General features: G+C 58.4%; 18 protein-coding genes. 9 read left to right on the forward strand and 9 right to left on the reverse strand.

Annotation, left to right across the window (positions count from 1 at the left end):
- Window positions 1-25 precede the first annotated feature (25 nt).
- The 4 genes from I8E17_RS23225 to I8E17_RS23240 all read left to right on the forward strand — a co-directional run bounded on the left by I8E17_RS23225 (window position 26) and on the right by I8E17_RS23240 (window position 3903).
- Entirely contained in the window at window positions 26-937 is a 912-nt protein-coding gene (locus I8E17_RS23225) for an ABC transporter permease (RefSeq protein ID WP_113366732.1), read from the forward strand.
- 1 nt (window position 938) lies between these two features.
- Complete coding sequence (locus tag I8E17_RS23230; protein WP_069615545.1) at window positions 939-1760, forward strand: ABC transporter permease; 822 nt, start codon at window positions 939-941, stop codon at window positions 1758-1760.
- 4 nt (window positions 1761-1764) lie between these two features.
- On the forward strand, window positions 1765-2508 hold the full coding sequence (locus I8E17_RS23235; RefSeq protein ID WP_069615546.1) for an aspartate/glutamate racemase family protein: 744 nt from the start codon (window positions 1765-1767) through the stop codon (window positions 2506-2508).
- Window positions 2509-2616: 108 nt separating this feature from the next.
- Window positions 2617-3903 carry a DUF763 domain-containing protein gene (locus I8E17_RS23240; protein ID WP_069615547.1) on the forward strand — a complete coding sequence of 429 codons (1287 nt, stop codon included), beginning with the start codon at window positions 2617-2619 and terminating at the stop codon, window positions 3901-3903.
- 50 nt (window positions 3904-3953) lie between these two features.
- Here I8E17_RS23240 and I8E17_RS23245 read toward each other — a convergent pair whose 3' ends face one another.
- A complete protein-coding gene (locus tag I8E17_RS23245) occupies window positions 3954-6290 on the reverse strand; it encodes a glucose/quinate/shikimate family membrane-bound PQQ-dependent dehydrogenase (protein WP_113366733.1) in 2337 nt (778 codons plus the stop codon).
- 354 nt (window positions 6291-6644) lie between these two features.
- On the opposite strand from I8E17_RS23245, the gene I8E17_RS23250 reads away from it, so the two are divergent.
- A complete protein-coding gene (locus tag I8E17_RS23250; protein ID WP_069615549.1) occupies window positions 6645-6833 on the forward strand; it encodes a hypothetical protein in 189 nt (62 codons plus the stop codon).
- Between the two features lie 20 nt (window positions 6834-6853).
- On the opposite strand, the gene I8E17_RS23255 is transcribed toward I8E17_RS23250, so the two are convergent.
- The 3 genes from I8E17_RS23255 to I8E17_RS23265 form a co-directional block, all read right to left on the reverse strand.
- Window positions 6854-7582, reverse strand: a complete 729-nt coding sequence (locus tag I8E17_RS23255) for an alpha/beta hydrolase-fold protein (RefSeq protein WP_069615550.1) — start codon at window positions 7580-7582, stop codon at window positions 6854-6856.
- Window positions 7579-8538: an acetylxylan esterase gene (locus I8E17_RS23260; protein ID WP_069615697.1), complete on the reverse strand. Its 960-nt coding sequence runs from the start codon at window positions 8536-8538 to the stop codon at window positions 7579-7581. The genes I8E17_RS23255 and I8E17_RS23260 overlap by 4 nt, the downstream gene beginning before the upstream one ends.
- A gap of 82 nt (window positions 8539-8620) precedes the next feature.
- Window positions 8621-9178: a GNAT family N-acetyltransferase gene (locus tag I8E17_RS23265; protein WP_069615698.1), complete on the reverse strand. Its 558-nt coding sequence runs from the start codon at window positions 9176-9178 to the stop codon at window positions 8621-8623.
- A 233-nt stretch (window positions 9179-9411) separates the two neighbouring features.
- Here I8E17_RS23265 and I8E17_RS23270 point away from each other — a divergent pair, with 233 nt between their 5' ends.
- The 3 genes from I8E17_RS23270 to I8E17_RS23280 all read left to right on the forward strand — a co-directional run bounded on the left by I8E17_RS23270 (window position 9412) and on the right by I8E17_RS23280 (window position 12123).
- Window positions 9412-9684, forward strand: coding sequence for a hypothetical protein (locus I8E17_RS23270; protein WP_113451333.1), 273 nt, complete (start codon window positions 9412-9414; stop codon window positions 9682-9684).
- Window positions 9685-9714: 30 nt separating this feature from the next.
- Window positions 9715-10020, forward strand: a complete 306-nt coding sequence (locus I8E17_RS23275) for a hypothetical protein (protein ID WP_069615551.1) — start codon at window positions 9715-9717, stop codon at window positions 10018-10020.
- A 312-nt stretch (window positions 10021-10332) separates the two neighbouring features.
- The gene (locus I8E17_RS23280) at window positions 10333-12123 is read left to right on the forward strand and encodes a GGDEF domain-containing protein (protein WP_069615552.1); all 1791 of its coding nucleotides are present in this window, start codon (window positions 10333-10335) and stop codon (window positions 12121-12123) included.
- A 52-nt stretch (window positions 12124-12175) separates the two neighbouring features.
- Here I8E17_RS23280 and I8E17_RS23285 read toward each other — a convergent pair whose 3' ends face one another.
- The 4 genes from I8E17_RS23285 to I8E17_RS23300 form a co-directional block, all read right to left on the reverse strand.
- A complete protein-coding gene (locus I8E17_RS23285) occupies window positions 12176-13054 on the reverse strand; it encodes a spore coat U domain-containing protein (RefSeq protein ID WP_229002145.1) in 879 nt (292 codons plus the stop codon).
- 99 nt (window positions 13055-13153) lie between these two features.
- Entirely contained in the window at window positions 13154-15517 is a 2364-nt protein-coding gene (locus I8E17_RS23290) for a fimbria/pilus outer membrane usher protein (protein ID WP_113366734.1), read from the reverse strand.
- Window positions 15518-15539: 22 nt separating this feature from the next.
- Window positions 15540-16259, reverse strand: a complete 720-nt coding sequence (locus tag I8E17_RS23295) for a molecular chaperone (protein WP_069615554.1) — start codon at window positions 16257-16259, stop codon at window positions 15540-15542.
- Window positions 16260-16284: 25 nt separating this feature from the next.
- A complete protein-coding gene (locus tag I8E17_RS23300) occupies window positions 16285-16782 on the reverse strand; it encodes a spore coat U domain-containing protein (RefSeq protein ID WP_069615555.1) in 498 nt (165 codons plus the stop codon).
- Between the two features lie 798 nt (window positions 16783-17580).
- Between I8E17_RS23300 and I8E17_RS23305 the strand changes: the two genes are divergently transcribed.
- Window positions 17581-18270 carry a hypothetical protein gene (locus tag I8E17_RS23305; protein ID WP_229002146.1) on the forward strand — a complete coding sequence of 230 codons (690 nt, stop codon included), beginning with the start codon at window positions 17581-17583 and terminating at the stop codon, window positions 18268-18270.
- Between the two features lie 96 nt (window positions 18271-18366).
- On the opposite strand, the gene I8E17_RS23310 is transcribed toward I8E17_RS23305, so the two are convergent.
- Window positions 18367-19140, reverse strand: coding sequence for a hypothetical protein (locus tag I8E17_RS23310; protein WP_069615556.1), 774 nt, complete (start codon window positions 19138-19140; stop codon window positions 18367-18369).
- Between the last annotated feature and the right edge of the window lie 4 nt (window positions 19141-19144).

The raw sequence follows: 19144 nt of genomic DNA on the forward strand, positions 1-19144 counted from the left end.
ATCCTATCAATGGAGAAGCCGGACCATGGCGACAATCGCTTCCTCGGATGCGGAGCAGGAAACTCAGAACGCCCGACGCGGCTTTGCCGTGCCCGGCTGGGCGGTTGCCTATCTGCAGGCAACGCCGCTCTTTCTCATTCTCGGCTTCTTCTTCCTGCTACCGATCGCCATGATCGGCATCGTCAGTTTCTGGGATTATGATTTCGCGGGCCTTTATCCGGCGTTCCTGACCACGAATTATACCGATACGCTCGGTTCGTGGGTTACGTGGAAAACCTACCTCAACACGTTGAAATTCACAGCAATTGTTTGGGCGCTAACGCTCTTTATCGGCTTCTGGGTCGCCTATTTCCTAGCTTTTCACATTCGCCGAACCTCGACGCAGATGATCCTTTTCCTGGTCTGCACTGTGCCCTTCATGACGTCCAACATCATCCGTATGATTTCGTGGATACCGGTCCTCGGACGCAACGGGCTGGTTAATTCGACGCTGATCGAGATGGGCCTCATCCCGCGGCCGATCGAATGGCTGCTCTATTCCGATTTCGCCGTCGTACTCGCGATGGTGCACCTCTACACGCTGTTCATGGTGACGCCGATCTTCAATACGCTGATGCGCATCGACCGCTCGCTGTTCGAGGCAGCGCGCGATGCCGGCGCCACCGGATGGCAGGTGCTCTGGAATGTGGTCATCCCGCTTGCCAAACCCGGAATGGCGATCGGCAGCATCTTTGTCATCACGCTCGTCATGGCGGATTTTTCCACCGTGCAGGTGATGTCCGGCGGCCAGAGTGCGTCTATCGCGCTGATGATGAAGAACCAGATGTCGCTGCTGCAATATCCGGCAGCCGCCGCGAATGCGGTGGTGTTGTTGATCGTCGTGCTGCTGATGGTTGCCGCCATCCTGCGTATCGTCGATATCCGCAAGGAGCTCTAGGATGAACCGTGAAAAGCGCAGCCTGGAATTTTATGTTCTCGCGATCTTCTTCACGATCTTCGTGTTGTTTCTCTATGGTCCGCTGTCGGCGGTCATCATCCTGTCTTTCCAGGGGCCGGATGGCGGCTTGACCTTCCCGTTGAATGGCGTCTCGCTGCATTGGTTCGCCAATCTTTTTGAGAAGCAGGCGGTTGGCGATTTCGGTGCCTCGTTCCAGCGATCGCTGATCCTCGGCGTTATGGTGATGATCGTGACCGTTGTCGTCTCGCTGCTGGCAGGGCTCGCCTTTCGCCGCCGGTTCCGCGGATCGACATTCCTGTTCTATGCGACGGTTGCGAGTCTCGTCGTCCCATCCATCATCATCTCGCTCGGGATCGGCGTCGTCTTCCAGCAGGGCGGCATTGCGCCGGCGTGGTATTCCTCTGCCTTCGGCGCGCATCTGACCTGGACGTTGCCTTTCGGCGTGCTGATCATGTTTGCGGTCTTCAACCGGTTTTCGCCGGCCTATGAGGAGGCCGCTCGCGATCTTGGCGCCAGCTCCTGGCAAACCTTCCGTCACGTTGTACTGCCGATGATTGCCCCGAGTCTGATCGGCGTCGGTCTCTTCGGCTTCACGCTATCCTATGATGAGTTCGCCCGCACCCTCATGACATCGGGTACATACAATACCCTGCCGCTCGAGATCTACGGGATGACGACCAACGTCACGACGCCGGTGCTCTATGCGCTCGGGACGGTGACGACGCTCTTTTCCTTCACCATCATTCTGCTGGCGCTTGCGGTCATGACCATGCTCGGCCGCCGCCAAGCCAAGAAAAGTTGAGATCATGCGCCTGCTGCTCATCAATCCGAATACGACCGCTTCCATGACGGAGAAGGCGGCAATCGCTGCGCGTGCCGTAGCAGGTCCCGGCACGGAGATCATCGCCGCCACCTCGCAGATGGGGCCGGCGTCGATCGAGGGCTATTACGATGGAGCTATCGCCGTGCCCGGCATGCTGCGCGAACTGAGGGAGAGGCAGGCCGAAGGCTATGACGCGGCGATCATCTCCTGCTTCGACGACACCGGCCTGGAGGCCGCACGCATGTTCTGCGACGTTCCGGTCGTCGGTCTCTGCGAAGCGGCCGTCGCGACGGCCGGCTTCCTGGCACAGCGCTTCAGCGTGGTGACGACGCTCGAACGCTCACGCATCCTGATCGACAATCTTGTCCATCGTTATGGCATGGGCGCGCGGGCAAAGGTTCGCGCCTCCGACATCCCTGTGCTCGAGCTTGAAGATTCGTCTTCGGGCGCAATCGGAAAGCTGCGCGCGGAAATCGAGCGCGCGCTTGCCGAAGACGGAGCAGAAGCCATCGTCCTCGGCTGCGCCGGGATGACCGATCTTGCAAGAGAACTGCAGTCGATCTACGGCGTCCCGGTCGTGGATGGTGTCGCCGCAGCGGTCAAGCAGGCCGAAACTTTGGTGTCTCTGGGCCTATCCACCAGCAAGCGCAGTTCCTACGCCTCGCCATTGCCAAAGCCCTTTTCGGGGGCAATGCAGGATTTTGCGCCGACACCGGTATTGGCCTAATCCCATCACAATCCAACGGTACGACCTCCACTGATCGCTAAGCGTTGCGATTGGCATATCTTCGCTGCCGGGACTACAATGTCTCGGTAAAGAACGAGAGTCGTGGATTTGGCACAGAGAGCCGGCAAAGCTGATCTTCCCCTGCATGGCGGCCGCGTACCGCGCTGGCTTGGCGATCGCATGACACGCCTGGGTGCCGTCATCACCGAAGCAATCGTGCAGCATTATGGGCGTGACGAGCTCTTTCGCCGTCTCGCCAATCCCTTCTGGTTCCAGTCCTTCGGCGCTGTCATGGGCATGGATTGGCATTCCTCGGGGATCACGACAAGCGTTCTCGGTGCCTTGAAGCGCGGCCTGACGCCGCTTTCGGGCGAGCTCGGCATTCATGTCTGCGGCGGCCGCGGCGCGCATTCGCGCAAGACGCCGGACGAGCTCATTCATATCGGCGATCGAGTCGGCCTCGACGGCGCGTCCCTTGCCATGAAAAGCCGGCTGATCGCGAAGGTGGATAGCGCGGCCGTGCAGGATGGCTTCAATCTCTATCTGCATGGTTTCATAGTCGCCGATGACGGCAAGTGGGTCGTTATCCAGCAGGGTATGAACGATGAACGGCGGCAGGCGCGGCGGTATCATTGGCTATCGGAGGGTTTGACGAACTTCCTGGATTCACCACACTCTGCCATCGAGGGGCGCGAGCAGGGCGAAATCATCAATCTCGCCGATCGACGCGCCGACCGCTCCCGCAACGGTCAGCTCGATTTGCTCGCCTCCTTGGGGCCAGATAAAATCGTCCGGGAATTCAACGCCCTGGAAGGGAAAATTCCAGCGATCGGCGAACAAGAAGCGCAACCGATGCTGCCATATCTTATCATGCCGGCACATCACGATGTGCGTCAGGAAGACGTGAACATGCGGCGCCTGCACGGAAATCTCGCCGCGGCTGCCGATCGTGGTCCGGTGGATTTCGAGGATCTGCTTCTGACGCCCGGCGTCGGCGCACGCACTGTAAAGGCTTTGGCGATGGTTGCCGAAGTCGTTCATGGCGCACCTTGCCGCTTCTCCGATCCCGCGCGCTTCTCGCTCGCCCATGGCGGCAAGGACCGGCATCCCTTTCCGGTGCCGCTGAAGGTCTACGACGAGACCATCAACGTGATGAAATCAGCGGTCAGGAAAGGGCGTCTCGGTCGCGATGAAGAATTGTCTGCGCTGAAGCGCCTGGATGACCAATCGAGAATACTGGAGCGCTATGTCACCGGCCCCGATCTCAAGGAGATCGTTGCGGGCGAATTCGACCGCTCCTTCTCCTATGGCGGGCGCAGCGTCTTCGGCTGGGAACCTCCCGTGGATGTCGGGGATGATGGCGCTGAGGATGGCCTCCGCTCTTCGAAGAGCTAAGCCGGGCTTTTTGGCAGAAGAGAGCGGCTTAGCGCCGCTCCATCATGGGGTCATGGCAGCGTATAACCGATCACATAGTCGCCCGGTTTCGTTCCAACCGAGCCATGACCTCCGGCCACTATGACGACATATTGCTTGTTGTCGCTGGCGGTATAGGTCATCGGCGTCGCCTGGCCACCTGCCGGCAGACGCGCCTCCCAGAGTTGTCTTCCAGTCGTCACGTCGTATGCCCTGAGATAATCGTCCACGGCTGCCCCCAGAAACGCTACTCCGCCCTTGGTAACGATCGGCCCGCCAATGCCGGGAACGCCGACCTTGAAGGGAAGGGGCAGCGGAGTCATATCGCGGACGGTGCCGTTCTTGTGCTTATAGGCGATCTTGCCGGTCTTCAGATCGACACCGGCGACATAGCCCCAAGGCGGTGCCTGGCAGGGGATGCCGAGCGGACTGACGAACGGACCCATATAGACGCCGTAGGGTGAACCTTCGTTTCGGTTCAGGCCTTGTTCGCTGCCCTTGTCGCCGGCTCCCTTCGGCGGAATCTCGGCGCGCGGCACCAGTCGCGAGGTGAAGGCGAGATAAGTCGGCATGCCGAACATGATCTGCCGTTCCGGGTCGACGGCGACGCTGCCCCAGTTGAAGGTGCCGAAATTGCCGGGAAAGATGATGGAGCCGCGCAGCGACGGGGGCGTGTAGCGGCCTTCATATTGATGCTGATGGAAGGCGATACGGCAGGCGAGCTGATCGAACAGCGAGACGCCCCACATGTCCTTTTCCTGCAAGGGCGGCGGCGAGAAGGTCAGATCGGAGATCGGCTGTGTCGGCGAGGCATGGTCTTCCGGAATGGTGCCGCCGGGAGCGGGGATTTCCTTGAAGGGAATGATCGGCGCGCCGGTGCGGCGATCGAGCACGTAGATATCGCCCTGCTTGGTCGAGGCAACCAGCGCAGGAACCGTGCTGCCGTCGGCCTTGGTCAGATCGACGAGCACGGGCTGGGCCGGCACGTCCATATCCCAGAGATCGTGATGGACGAACTGCTGCACCCATTTGAGCTGGCCGGTATTGATATCGAGCGCCACAACCGAGGAGGAGAAGCGTTCGACATTGGCGCTGCGGCCCATGCCCAGCTGGTCGGGCGTCTGGTTACCAAGCGGAACATAAACCATGCCGAGCTTTTCGTCGGCGCTGGAAACCGACCAGCTATTCGGTGAGTTGGTCGTATAGGTCTGCCCGGCAGGCAGCGGCGCCGTCTGATCGGGATTGCCCGAATCCCAGTTCCAGAGCAGTGCGCCGGTCCGGGCATCGAAGGCGCGGATGACGCCGGATTGCTCCTGGGTGGAGTAGTTATCGTTCACCGCGCCACCGATGATGATCTTGTCGGCGACGATCACGGGCGGCGATGTCGAATAGTAATAGCCCGCCGGATTGTATTTCATGCCGGTTTCAAGATGCAGGGTGCCCTGATTGGCAAAACTCGGACAAACCTTGCCGTTGGCGGCATCGAGCGCGATCAATCGGGCATCCGAAGTTGGCAGATAGACGCGATCGGCGCAAGGCGCGCCTGCGGCAACTGCCGTGTCATGGTAATAGGAGACGCCGCGGCAGGTCTGATGCTGCCGGTTGGGGTTCATGCCGGCATTGGCGTCGTAGCGCCATTTTTCCTTGCCGTCCGTCGCACCGATGGCGATCGCCAGGCTATGGGGTGTGCAGATGTAGAGCGTGTCGCCGATCTTCAGCGGCGTAACCTGATAGGTCGTCTCGCCAATGTCGTCTGGACGCTTCACATCGCCGGTCTGATAGCGCCAGACTTCCTTGAGGTTCGCGACATTCTGCGCATTGATCTGATCGAGGGGCGAATAACGTTGGCCGAAGGAGGTTCTGCCATACTGATGCCATTCACCATCCGGTACATCGCCGCCCATCGGGGCATTCGCAGCCATTGTCGTTGGCAGACTGCCGGAGAGATCATGTGGATCTGTCGTCATCGAATAGACGGCCACGAGGATAGCGATGATCAAGGGGATCGCGAGCGGCCAGGGATTGGCCCCGTAGTGAACGCCGTCCAAGCTGCGAAAGCCCAGCGGGCGCCGGACCCATGGCGTCAATAGCCAGAGACCGATCAGAATGATCAACCCGCCGCGCGGGCCGAGTTGCCACCAGTCGAAACCGACCTCCCATATCGCCCATCCAAGCGCTGCCAGCACGAAGATCGCGTAGAACCAGAGCGCGGCGGCTTTCCGCATATAGAGCAGGACAGCGGTTACCAAGAAGGCGAGACCGGCCAAGAGATAAAAAAGGCTTCCACCGAGCAGTGCAAGCCACAGCCCACCACCGCCGAGCGCCAGACCGATGAGTGCGAGGATGATCGATGTAATTACGAGGGCCATGATCTGCTCCAGTCTAACCGTCGATGAGACAGTGATTACTCGAAGGCTTGCAAACTCGCGCGAGGTCCCTTCGGACCTCGACGGCTGGCTATAACGAAATCGGTGTCTGCAGTTTCGCCGGCAACGAGAAGAGCCACGCCCAGGGCGATTTGGATCGGTTCATCAATCCCCCTAATCAAATCAGAGACTGAACGTCACGATTACGAGAATGTTCCAATCCACTCACCCGTTCAAGCTTTAGGATCTGTGGACTGATTTGATTAACGAACGTAGTTAATTTTTTAACAATTGTTGAGATACTAATGGAACAGATATTGGAATCAAGGGTTTCCGTGCAGAGCCGGAGGACTATAAATGAATATGAAGATCGTGACTGCCCAATCGGAAGTAGCAACCGATGATACCGGAACCTATCCGGATGGCATGATGGAACGTATTCTGGTCGAGTTTTCCGCAAGCTCCGAACGGCAGCATCGCAAATCTCACGAGCGTGATTACGGCACGCACAAGGCGCTACGGCCGATCCCGGTCGGGCTTGCTTGAGCGACCGGAAACCCGCTTCGCTAGATGTAGAGCGGCGCCATGCGCCGCCATGCGCCTGCCTGATGGGCGCGCCCATCCCATACATGCAGCCGATGATCGATGCCCTTGTCAGCCAGCAGGTGGCTCAGATACCGATTGTTGTCGAAGAAGGGATCGGCATTTCCGATCGCCATCACGATGTCGATCTGGCGCAGGCTCTCCAACCGCCATTCGCAGGCAAGTCTCGGCAGAAAATGCGTCGGGGTGTGAAAATAGATATCGTCGTCGTAATAGCCGTCGAATAGATCCGTGAAGGATTCGACCTTCGTCGTTAAATCGTAACGGCCGGAAAAGGCGACCAGCTTGCGGAAGAGGTGAGGGTGGCGAAAAACCAGGCTTGCGGCCTGGAAAGCGCCGAGACTGCAGCCGTGAACGATGGTGCACTCGTGCCCGTTCTTCTGCGCCATCAGCGGCAGGACTTCGTTGAGAATATATTCCTCGAAAGCATTGTGTCTGCGAATGCGCTCGGCCGGAGGGCGATGAAAACCGTAGAAGGTTTCGGTTGCCAGTCCCTCGACGCAGTAGAGCTGAAGCTGTCCGGCATTCAGCTTGTCCGCGAGGCTCGCGACGATGCCGACCTGCTCATATTCCCAGAAGCGACCGTCGCGGGTGGGAAATACCAATACCTTGGCGCCGGCATGGCCGAACACCAGCAACTCCATGTCGCGATGCAGCCGAGGACTGTACCAGCACAGGTATTCGCGGTTCATAGCACCTTAAAGAATTGCCCGACCTTGTCTCGCAGAATTGCGTTCTGCTGTTCGCCGCCAGCATAATCGAAGTGACCGGCATCCAGAATGAAGATTTCGTTAAATTTCTGCAGTGCATTTGCGACAGCGAACTGGCAGGGTGGTGCGACGGCGGGATCAAAAAGCGCCGGTGCGACAAGCATCGGCACAGTGATACGCCGCGCGGCGATCGCAGCATCGAAGAACCGCAGTGTCTCGAGAACGCTGCCGTGCTTTTCCTGATAGGCCTGCACCGATTGGGCGCTGCCGACGGTTGGCAGTGTCAGCCATAGCTGCCGGTGGCCAAAAGTCGGGACGATGAGATGGCCGCGCCTGATCCGCGCATCGAAAGGAATTGCCAGGGCACCGATGCCGCCACCGAAACTGATGCCACTATAGCCGATATGGCCGGCAAGCCAGGGATAGAGGGTCTCCAATGTCGAGACGGCGAGCCAGATGTCTTCCACGCAGCCGCCGATAACATAGGTATCGCGGTTTCGGATACCGCAAAGGACATGGCCCGATGCGTCCGAAGGGATTTTTGGGCTGGCACTGAGGGAAAGCCCACGGCAGCAGGGGAAAAGGATCGCCGTTTCTTCTACCGGCCAATCGAATTCCGGCTGGTCTCTTCCGCCATATCCGTGCCCGACAATGAGGCCGCGCCGCACCTCACCGCTGCGAGGAATGAGTAGCCAGCCATTGATCTGAAACGACCCTGTCGACGCGTAGCTGATATTAAAGACGTGCCAATTATCGTGGCGCAGCTTTCTGTGGCGAAGCCTGGGTTGCGGATCGACGTCGACGGCTGCCCTGTAGCGCTGCTGCCAGAAATCGTCGAAGCCCGCCGGGGCTTCCGGCGTCTCTATCGCCTGCAATTGCGCAAGCTGCATGCCGTAGGTGGGATCGAAGTCGAAAGGGTGGGATGTCGGTATGCTCATGGCAAGTTTTTCGCTTAAGAGCACGGGTGAGACAAGAACGAAGAATTGCCGATCCGCAGCTTTCGTCACGGCTTACTTCTGTTCATTCGTGGATTTCCTGCTTGGGGCGGTCGATGCGATAGAGCACGTGCGGTCGCAGAATATGGCCTGGCGGCACGGTGATGTCATCGAAATCACCGCCCTCGATATAGACCATGCCAATTTTCTCCATCACGCGGCGGGAAGGAATGTTGATCGCCGACGTATAGCCGATCACGCAATCAGCCTGCAGCTCTTGCCAGGCGAAATCCAGGCAACGCCGGCTGATTTCCGCCGCATAGCCCTCCCGCCAGTATGCACGCCCCAGAATCCAACCGATCTCCAATGGAAAATTGCCCGGAACCTCCGGACCAGGGCGTGAAAGACCCGCGCCGCCAATCAGTGCGCCGTCGGCTTTCCGCTCTACGGCCAGGAAGCCGAAACCTTCGTTGGCCAACTGCGCGTTGGCTTCATCGATCAGCTCATCCGTCTCGGCAGCCGTGAGCAGGCTCGGATAGTAATATTGGCGAACCAGTTCATCCGCGTTTACGGCTGCAAAAGGAGCGGCGTCGCTATCCTGCCAAGGCCTGAGAACGAGCCGGGAGGTTTCAAGAGTAAGCATCGTTCTCCCAGGGACGAACTGATTGATCTCGATGGCGCGATGGCACGCAATCTTTGGCGAGGGCAGCAGGCTGCGTCGCATCTCCATCCATGAATTCGCCAGGAAAGTCCATGTCTGCCGGCTGATGTTAGCCTCTGTGATTTCTGCCACACAGCAGGAAAGATGACGCAAATAGACTTGGTTTGTTGCGAACTGCTGTCGCTTCCTTGCCTTCGTTGAGGTATAGTGGAAGCATGATCAGGGTCCTAACGATACTTGCGGGAATTTCGATTGCAGGCTCCGCAATAGCAGGTCAAATCACTCAAAGCACCTACAATGTTCAGGATTGCTCGAGTGCGGTGGATCAGGTTCTGTCGACGACCAAGGGACGCCTCCTATCCGTCAAGCCTCGCGAGAATCGTTGTATCGTGACTGTGATCGTTCCGCATGGCGAGCAACGACCGGAAAAAGTCGTGGTTCGTGTCGACTATAACAATAATGACGACAGCCAGGAAAATGGCCAATAACCGAAAGCGGTGAAAGGGACCGCGTGACAAATGGGCGAAGTCATCCAGTTTCGGCCCGCAGCGGGATACGGCAAGCACCTTGATGCGCAGGCTCGCATGGAAAGGGAGTTGCAGCTTCCCCTTGCAACAGCGGATCAAGTCACCAGAGAGGCCATCCGCGAGAATCCGCCGGATACGTCGACGGCTCCCAAGTCAAAAATTGGGCTTCCCATTAGCGGCATCGTCATCGTAGTCGGCTCTATCCTGGTCTATGCGCTGGTAATATCCCATGTCGTCGGCCAGCCACATTATTCGGCCCGCGCCAACCTGATGCCTTCGATTTTTCTCCAAAACTAGACTTGCCCGGCAAGAACGCTTGATGAAGCAGGTTCGCTATCAAGCAGATGCGATAAGCGCCGCGAACGCATTTTCGGCACTATTCTTTCCTGTCGCATGCGCGGAGGAGCACGACGCCGGCAACCAGCCGCAATATAATTGCGGCTCAAGATCGACAAAACCATCATCCCGCGCGCAAGACTGTCATGTCAGGCCGACTGTTCGGATATGCGGACTTAAAGAACATGAGAAAGATTTAAGCCTGTTCGTTAAGTGAAGATTCCATCAAATCTGATGTAATCCGCGATAGACGGTGATTTTGGAGAGCATTTATTGTCGCAGCTTAAAATTCAACAGCTACAATGGATCGGCGCGGTAGCTGTTATCATGGTTTGCTTGATGATGGCGGGCTCGACGATTGCCTTCAGCCTGTCGGATTATCTCAACTACAAGCGCGGCGTGATCGAATTCGGCCGTTTTCATACTGCACTGCATGCGGCCGCGACGATATCGAGAGAACGCGGTCCTGCAAACAGTCTGATGGGCGCTTCGGAGGGTGAGCAAGCACAATTTACCGCCGATCTGAAAGCAAGCCGCGAAGCAACCGACAAGGATATCGCCAAGCTCGAAGCGCTCTTTAAAACGGAAATAGACCAGTCCGCGGAAATGCGCAGCGCATTCACGGCGCTTAAGGCTCAGCTGGAGAGCGGCCGTCAGGCGGTCGATGCAGTGACCGCCTTGCCACGCGGCGAGCGCAGCGGCGCAAGGATCGCCGACGCCATACAGGCGATGTTCTGTGCAGCGGATCGCGCCCAGGATTACCGGGATGTCGCCGGCCGCTCGGTCATTGCGCTGGCGCCTGAGACAGCCGCCGAAGTCATGCTGACCTCGATGGCCGGAACGCTCAGAGAGCGTGCCGGAAGGCTGGGCTCCTATGTCGTCATAATGCTGGCCTCGCAGGGGCAGGCCCGTTCCCACTATAGAGCTGCGTTCGACAACGAGTTGAACCGGCTTTTTGAAGTGAAAGCGCTGCTGAAAACCTATGCGCCCGCTACATTGCACTCCCAGGCTCTGGCAAGACTGTTGGATCAGGTGACGGTCAGTTACTTTGCCGGAGCGCTGCCTTACGCTCAGCGCGTCGCCTTTGATCCGAATGCGAGCGATGCCCTCACACCCGGAGAGTTCACAGCGAAATACGTGCCTGGAATGAAATCGACCGAGAAGCTGCGTGAGCTCATCGAAACCGCGGCATTGAATTCTCTTGGAGAAGTACAGCAGAAATCCTTGAGAGCTATGCTGATCTCCGCACTGCTTGCCGTCATGGCGGTATCGGTTGTGATTGGGCTGGCCTACGTGCTCAGGCGTTCGCTCTTTCGACCGATGCTGGCCGTCATGCGACAAATCGACGAGATTGCCGTCGGCAACCTTACGACGCCGCCACCGATACCTCACGCCGGACGTGAAATGCGGGAGCTGTTCCTGCGTCTCGACCTTTTGCGTGAGCAGCAGCGCTTCAAACGGCACCTGGAAATGGAGCGCAAATCGATGACGGAAGAGTTGAGACGTCTCTCCCAGACGGATGCACTCACTGGCCTTCTCAATCGGCGCGCGTTGGAGGATGCGGTGGAGGAATTGCTCGCGACCCCGACAGCGGGCTCCCGAGGCTTCGCAATCATCATGTTCGATATCGATCATTTCAAGTCGATCAATGATCGGTACGGTCACGCCGTCGGCGACGTGGTGCTGCAAAGGACGGCGCAGATTCTAGGCCCCTGCCTGCGCGCCGCCGATCTATTCGCCCGCTACGGCGGTGAGGAATTCATCGTTGTAATGGGCGACGTCACCGAGGCCTCGGCGCGTTCAACGGCCGAGCGGCTGCGGGAAACATTGGCGCAAGCCGTCGTCAGCGATGAGCATGGCTTGAAGGTGACCGCGAGCTTCGGCGTCGATTGGCAGGCGCAATGCATGTTCGAAAATTGGGAAAAGCTGGTCGTCGTTGCGGACAACCGGCTCTATCAAGCCAAGCGCAACGGGCGCAATTTGGTCTGCTCGTCCGAGAAGACGACTGGACAGACGGCAATCTCCGCCTCGAGACGCGGCCAGAGCGGCGCAAGCGCGGCCTGACACGCTTCGCTGTGACCGAGATCATCCGAACCTGCTTGTTGGAAACTCGTGGTCAGTAGGTGAGCGTCACCACGACGGTATCGGTGTAAGTGCCTGGGGATGGTGTGGTCTGCGGTGGCACTCGGCCGTAGACCGTCAACAGTTGAGCACTGCCGGTTCCGGTTCCGGCGACGGTGCTGCCCGGCGTATTGGCATCGCCCCAGGGCTGCGACCGGCTGATATCCTTATAGAGGCCGTAGATCACCGTCTCCGAGCCTTTCGCCATCTTTCTCGCCGTCGGCGGAGCATTCGCGCCGCCACCGCTCAAGGAGATCGTATAGGTCGTGCCCGGCGTACAGGTTGCCGTGACGGAACCCGTGGCATCGACATTCGTGCTCAATACGCCTTGTGTCCCGAAATCGATGTTCTGGACAGTGACGAGGCAATTGGCGGCGACGGTTGCATTGACGCTGAACGACGCGGTTCCAATCGTTCCAGAGGGAGCAGAACAGGTAGTCGCACTACTGTAGCTGTAATAGAAGGAGGTGTAGGTCGATGTGAAGCTGGACGTAAACGACCCCGGTACTGCCGTCGACGGAGAGCCGAGCGCAGCTCCATAGACCGTCATGCTGCCGGTTGCGCCGATCAACGAGCCATTCAGCAGGGCCATTGTCAGCGCATAGACCGGTGCGCGTGATGGATAGGACCAGCTGCTCGATCCCCACACCACGCTTCGGCCGTTGTCGGAATAGAGCTGATAGTTCAAAGAACTGCTGCCGTTCAACATCTGGCGCGCCGCGGCCGACGATGCTCCTCCACTGCCGGCGCCGATGTCGGGGCAAATCAGAAGCCGCTTGCCCAGGTCCAGGAGCCCGCCGGAACAGGATACACTTATCGTAGATGTCGAATTGACCGGGGTGCCCGATAAGGTATCGACCGCGCCAAAGTTCATATTGGTAGCCGAGAAGTTGCAGCTTTGTGCAGCGCATGGCGAAGGCAACAACAGTGCGAGCAAAAGAGTGAGCGAACGCAGCATCTTTTCAACTCCCTTTTAAAGGCACCTGACGTCATCGATGACGACCTGTTCGCCTCGCTGCGGCTTGTAGGCGAATTCGGCATGGCACTTCGTTCCGTCTTCAAGTGATATGTCGATAGCGTTCCTTGCGTGCAGTCCGCGAATGTATGCCTGTCCGTCATAGCCGATGACGAAATCCTCGCTTGATCCTTGTAAGGTGCCGCCGAGCCCGGCACGCAGCGGCACCCCGTTCTTGTCCTTGATCGTAATCAGAGCGGCTTGCGGTGCTTCGGATACACCGAACTTGACGACAACGCCGCTGCGATCCGCCGGCACGACGATTTCCTTCGTTGCCGGCACGTCGGCGTCGACGGGCAGGTTCTTGGGATCGATGGATAGGGTATTCGGTTCATAGGAATTGAGATTGGGCACCAGGATGCGGCCGCTCGAATTGGTCTTGCCGGCAGGCCGGTTCTGCTGCTGAACCTCAACATCGGGAGCGCCGACATCGACGACGGCAAAGGCATCGTCAATCCTATTGGTGGCAAAGACGCCGCCGCCTGCAACAGCGATGGCACCATCGACGCGAGCCGTGGCGTTGGTCCGATGATCCTGCTGTTGAAGACCTGCCTCGACCTGCGCGAAGGGAGCCCGATAGCCGATTGCCGCCTCGCGATAGGTGTCTTCGCCTTCGGAGGTGCGTAGGCGCCAGCCGAAGCTGTTGTCCTCCTGCTGCATCGACTTGGAAACGTCGGCCACGACGCCGAGGCCGTTAGGCCCGCCTTGTACGCCCGTATTGGCCGTGACGTTACCACCGAAGGGGATGGAGAGGCCGGCAAAGAATCCGAAATTGCTTCGGTCGTCGAGATCGGTGAAGGCGGTGGCATAGACTGTCGCACGCTTGAAGGTCTGACTGTAGGAAAGACCGGCGATCTTGCTCCTGCTGCCATCGGCGCTTTCGAGGTTGGTGTAGGAGAGGTTGAGGCTGGAAAGATCGAGTGGCGTTGGCACGCTCAGCGTGACCTGATCGATGGCTCGCGGTACACCAGCGCTGAGAATGCTCACATCTCCGGCAGTGCTGGTTGTCGGCCGCGCGGAGACCGAGGCTATGTCGTCATAATCGCCAAAGGTCCGCTGCACGCGGGCATAAAGAGCCCATCTGTCGTAACTGAGCTCGAATGCGGCATTCATCAGTGCGCCGGAACGCGACCCGCTTTTGCTTGCCGCGCCCGCTACCGACGCTACACCGAACGAGCTGATCGGAAAGGCGGCTCCCGCACCGCCATTCAGAAGATCGGCACCGCCCTCGAAATGACCTTCCAGTGTCAGCCAATCGGTCAGGCCGTACCTTGCTGTGGCGGCGCCCATAATGCGGCCATCATAATCATTGGAATCCGTTCCGAAATTCAGACGCGGCGTGCCGAGTTCGGCGGAAAAATCCAACAGGCCCCGGCGCAGAAGCCAGTTGGAGGAATAGAAGGGCAAGATCTGCGTCGTTTCCCGCCCCAGGCTGTCACGCAGCACGACGGTCGCTTGCCCACCTCCGGAAAAGACCGGCAGGTTGGTGACTTCGAATGGTCCGGCGGGGACGTCGCTGGAATAGGTGCGAACGTTCTGTGTATAGATATCGAGTGTCGAAGGGACGGCAGCTGTCCCGGCAAATGAGGGCAGCGGTTCGGTCACCAGGTCCGAGCGCAGTGCAAAATTGCGCTGAAACTGAATGCCGCCAAAATAGACTGGGCGTGTCCATGACAGGCCGCCGGTGGTCAGGTCGCCTGCGCGATAGGTAACGAGGCTCTTCGGATCGGAGTAGCTCCAGGTCGTGTTGAGGCGGGTTATCCCATCGAGGCTACCTTCTGAATATCCGGCGAGGAAGGACTGGCTGAGCGTGCCGTACGGGCTGAAGAGCCGGGCATCGAAGGATCCGGATATTCCCTGGAACAGATTTGAATTGCCTTGGAAGAGACCGTTGGAACTTGCGTAGAGGGAATAGTTCAAGACGGCGCCGTAGCCGGTCTGGGGTGCCGGGATCGTATTTTCCTGCTGCTGCCTGACATTGATGACGCGAGGTGCGCGCCCCTTATCCGTCGTCTGGACATAAAGGCGCTGCGTTTCATTGTCGACCTGATAAGACAAGCCGGGCAAGGTGCTGAGCTCGATCAGCTTATCGTCGTCCGCGCCGGCGGGCGGCTTAATGCCGACTTCGCGCAGCTCTTCCGCGGTTGCCGCGAGGGAACCGTTCGGACGTTGTTTGAAATTACCAATCATCTTCATCGATGCATTGTTGATGAATACTTCGAGGTAGACGTCCAGCGTGGCCGCCGGTTGGCCCGCCACGGCTGCATTTGCCGGCAGATCGGGCACTTCCTGAGCACGCAGCGCCGAAACTGAGAAAAGCATGCATATGAGAACGGTGCCGGCACTACCGTTGATTAACGGCGACTTCAGCATCGAACGGCCCAAGATCGCTCTGGCCATGGAGTGTTACTACGCTGCCGGCGAGGGGTCTTGCTGTTCCCATCGGCCATTGCATCGTCGCGCCAGCAAGTACGTATCCGACCAGCCCGTTGCGGCTGCCGATCTTCGTTGTGCCCTGCGCCAGGGTTACGTTCGACAGACGGAAGCGGCTGCCGCCATTGTTTCTGCCGGTCAGGGAAAGGGTGTTGCCCTCTCGTTTGAGGCTCCAGACGATAACGGCGGGTTTTACGTCCGGCCGCTTGAAGAAGACTGGAATAGACTGGCGCATGATGAGGGTGACTGTGCCGGCGCGCGCGCGGGCAGGGTCTGGCAGCTCATCGACGATAACACGATAAGTCTCTTCGGCCCTGACAGGCGCCTTGCTCGTACGAACCACTCTGATCACATACTGAGCATTGGGATTCAGTCTCGCAGCGGGCGGGCTGGCAACGACATCCCGGGTTGGTTCCAGGGTTTCTATGCCGCCCGCCTGGCTCCACTTGAAGACACGTATCTGGACGTTGATCGGATGATCTCCGTCATTGGCGAGATTCAAGACTGTGGCAGCGGCCGGCGCCGTGAGCTCAAGACTTGTGGGTGCCACTCGCAGAGATGCCGCGTTCAAGCCGCAAGCACCGAGCAGCAAAAGCATAGTCGCGGCAATGCATGGCAACATGCGTTGCATGACGGCCTCCTGGATCTGTAAGTTTTCAGTAGGTGACGGTAACCGCCACGGTATCGGTGTAGACGCCTGCGGCCGGGGTGGTCTGCGGGGGTACCCGGCCATAAACATTTATATTCTGGACTGCGCCATTGCCTGTGCCCGAAACCGTATCGGTGCCTATTGTGGTGCCCCAAGTCTGCGTTCGGTTGGCATCGCTGTAGATCGCATAATTGATCGTCGCACTTGCCGGGCCTGTCATGACACGGACAGCTGTCGTCGCTCCCGCCCCAGCGCCAGCACTCAGGCCGACATTGTAGGTCTGCCCGGATGTGCATTGCACACCGATGGTGGTTGCCTGATCGATATTGCTGGTAATGACACCGTTGGTGCCAAAGTTGAGATTATTGGCGCTCTGTACAAGGCACTGCGCCTGGATGGTGATGGTGACCGTCATATTGGCGGTTGCAGTGGCAGCCATCGCCGGCGATGCTGCCATGGTCATTGCGATACCAGTCAGGACGGCACCGCAGAGCATTCTCAGCATTCACATCCCCCCTCGCATATGCTTCCGAAAATATCAGAATATAATAAAATAAGCACATATATGCTTCGCTGGCAATTAGGCGGGAATGCGCTTGGACGGACGCGACAGCATCGAAAGAATACCTCCAAAGTATAGTTTGATTTTACTCAGCGAATACCCACAGATAATTAATAGTTTTAAAAAACATGGTTAATAATGTTCGATACAATCCACCTGCAGCTAGGATAAGTGCGGCGAGAATATGAGATTCAATTTAAGCGAATCAGCGACTTTGAGGGGGCCATCCGCCCTGAATGATTCGCCATTTCGATCACATAGCTGCAGCAGAAACATCAATTCTTGCCGTATGTTCGCAGCCGTTTGACTTATACTCGCTATCCGCGAACTCCGACCGATCATTGAGCCCGGGCCTAAAGCACGTCGCGATCTTTCAGATCCGCTTCTTGTGCTTTAGGTCGTTGATTTTGCGCATGTCGTTCTCGCAAAACCGCTACACACTTTTGCGCGACACGCTTGTCTTATGACTGTGCCTGCTTCTTGTGAGAAAAAGAAGCACCGGAGAGGACGGCCATTTAGTTTTTCATCGCAGGTCTTCCGATGGTCTTGTGAAGCGGAATGTTAGCCTGATCTCAAGCGTGTCGAAGAAATCATGCCGGCATTGATGCATACGAACCGCAGCAAAAGTCACCGGATTTACGGCAGGTTAAATGGCGGCCCTTGAATGCGGCTCATTCCATACCGTCCGAATACGCAAAGTGCATTCGTCAACATTTCTTTGCAAAAGGTCTGCAATTGGCCATGTTTCGGCAAAAGCCGCGCCACAGTTCACATGAAAATGGCTATCCGGGATTTTGTCAAAAGGAGCGGTCCGTGGATACGCAGCCTATGAGATGGTGGAATGGTCAAAGCGAGACGACCCGAAGGCTGGGTTCCGGGCTTGCTGTTTGCGGCACCGTTGTCGGTGCTCTTTATGTCATTGTTCAAACCGGCCCCGTCGACCGCACCATAGAGTTCATCGATAATAACGGCCGCATCGTTATCAATCGCCCAGCACCCGCACCGCAGCTTGCCGTGAACCATTTACAGTTAGCGATTGATGCGAGCCCGGCAAAGCCGCAGATGACAGTGCCAATTCCGCAACCTTCGCCGCTTGCTGCCATGACCAAGACCAATCTGCCGGTAAAGCGCATTGCGTCGCATTCCGATGCCGCAAAGACCAGGATCGCGTCATCCGGTGACGTGGAACATTTCGACCGCTGCCTGCCGCAATGCGAAACACAGGACCCGCTGATAACAGGTCACCCGGAATATGCTGAGGCAACTCCGCCATTTGCAAACGACGATCCGCCTCCCGAACTGGAGGAAAGGGTCGGATTTCATCCACTTGCCGGCGCGCGTAACCTTTTGAACAGAGCGGCGGATGCCCCTGGCATGATGTTGCGCCGCAGCCGGCAGATGATCGACAATGTGGCCCGCGTAGACTGGTAATTGCGACGCATATCTGCGCCCATTGCCGATATCGAGGCAACGGGCGCAGACTTTAATTCTCGAGCGAAGGGGTTGAGATACCCGACGGAAAGCCGCCTATAGGCCGCCGGCGCTCGCCGTACTGCGCAGCAGCCGGCAAAGGCTGACGAGACCAGCATCGAAATTGCCGGATGCCGTCACCTGACGACAGGCAATCAACATACGTTTCTGTTCAGCACTCGACATGGTACGGAAAGCGGCAAGCGTGCGCGTGCTCGATCCCGTGCCGGAATTGCCCGAGCCCAGCCCGAAGCCGCTCGTGCCGCCTGTGCCTCCGGTTGCCATACCGGTTCCGCTGGAGCCGGTACCCCCAGTCGAGCCAGTCCCGCCGCTGCCGGTTCCACCGCCGCTGCCGCCTGAACCGCTCCCACCGATACCAACACCCACGCCGACGCCCACTCCGGATCCGCCGACGGAGACGCCAGCGCCGGCATTGACACCACTTGAGCCTCCAACCGAAGCGCCGAGACCAGCGTTGACGCCATTGCTGTTGGCCGATGCGCCCACGCCAGCATTGACTCCGGCGGAACCGCCAACGGACGCGCCGACGCCCGCGTTGACACCACTCGTTCCGGATACGGAAGCACCCGCTCCGGTGTTGACTCCATTCGTGCCTCCGACCGATGCACCGACGCCGGCATTAAGCCCATTCGAGCCAAGCCCGGCGCCCAAACCGGCGTTGATGCCGCCGACCGACACGCCAACACCCAATCCAGTTCCGGATCGGCTGCCACCGTGATCCGTCCCGCCGCCGGGTTCTGCATAACTTGTCGAGGTCAATAGAAGAAGAACGGATGCAGCGATTGCCATCCGTGAAGATTGTATTCTCATGACT

The organism is Rhizobium sp. AB2/73 (genome assembly GCF_020871915.1).
Classification (GTDB): Bacteria; Pseudomonadota; Alphaproteobacteria; order Rhizobiales; family Rhizobiaceae; genus Rhizobium; species Rhizobium dioscoreae.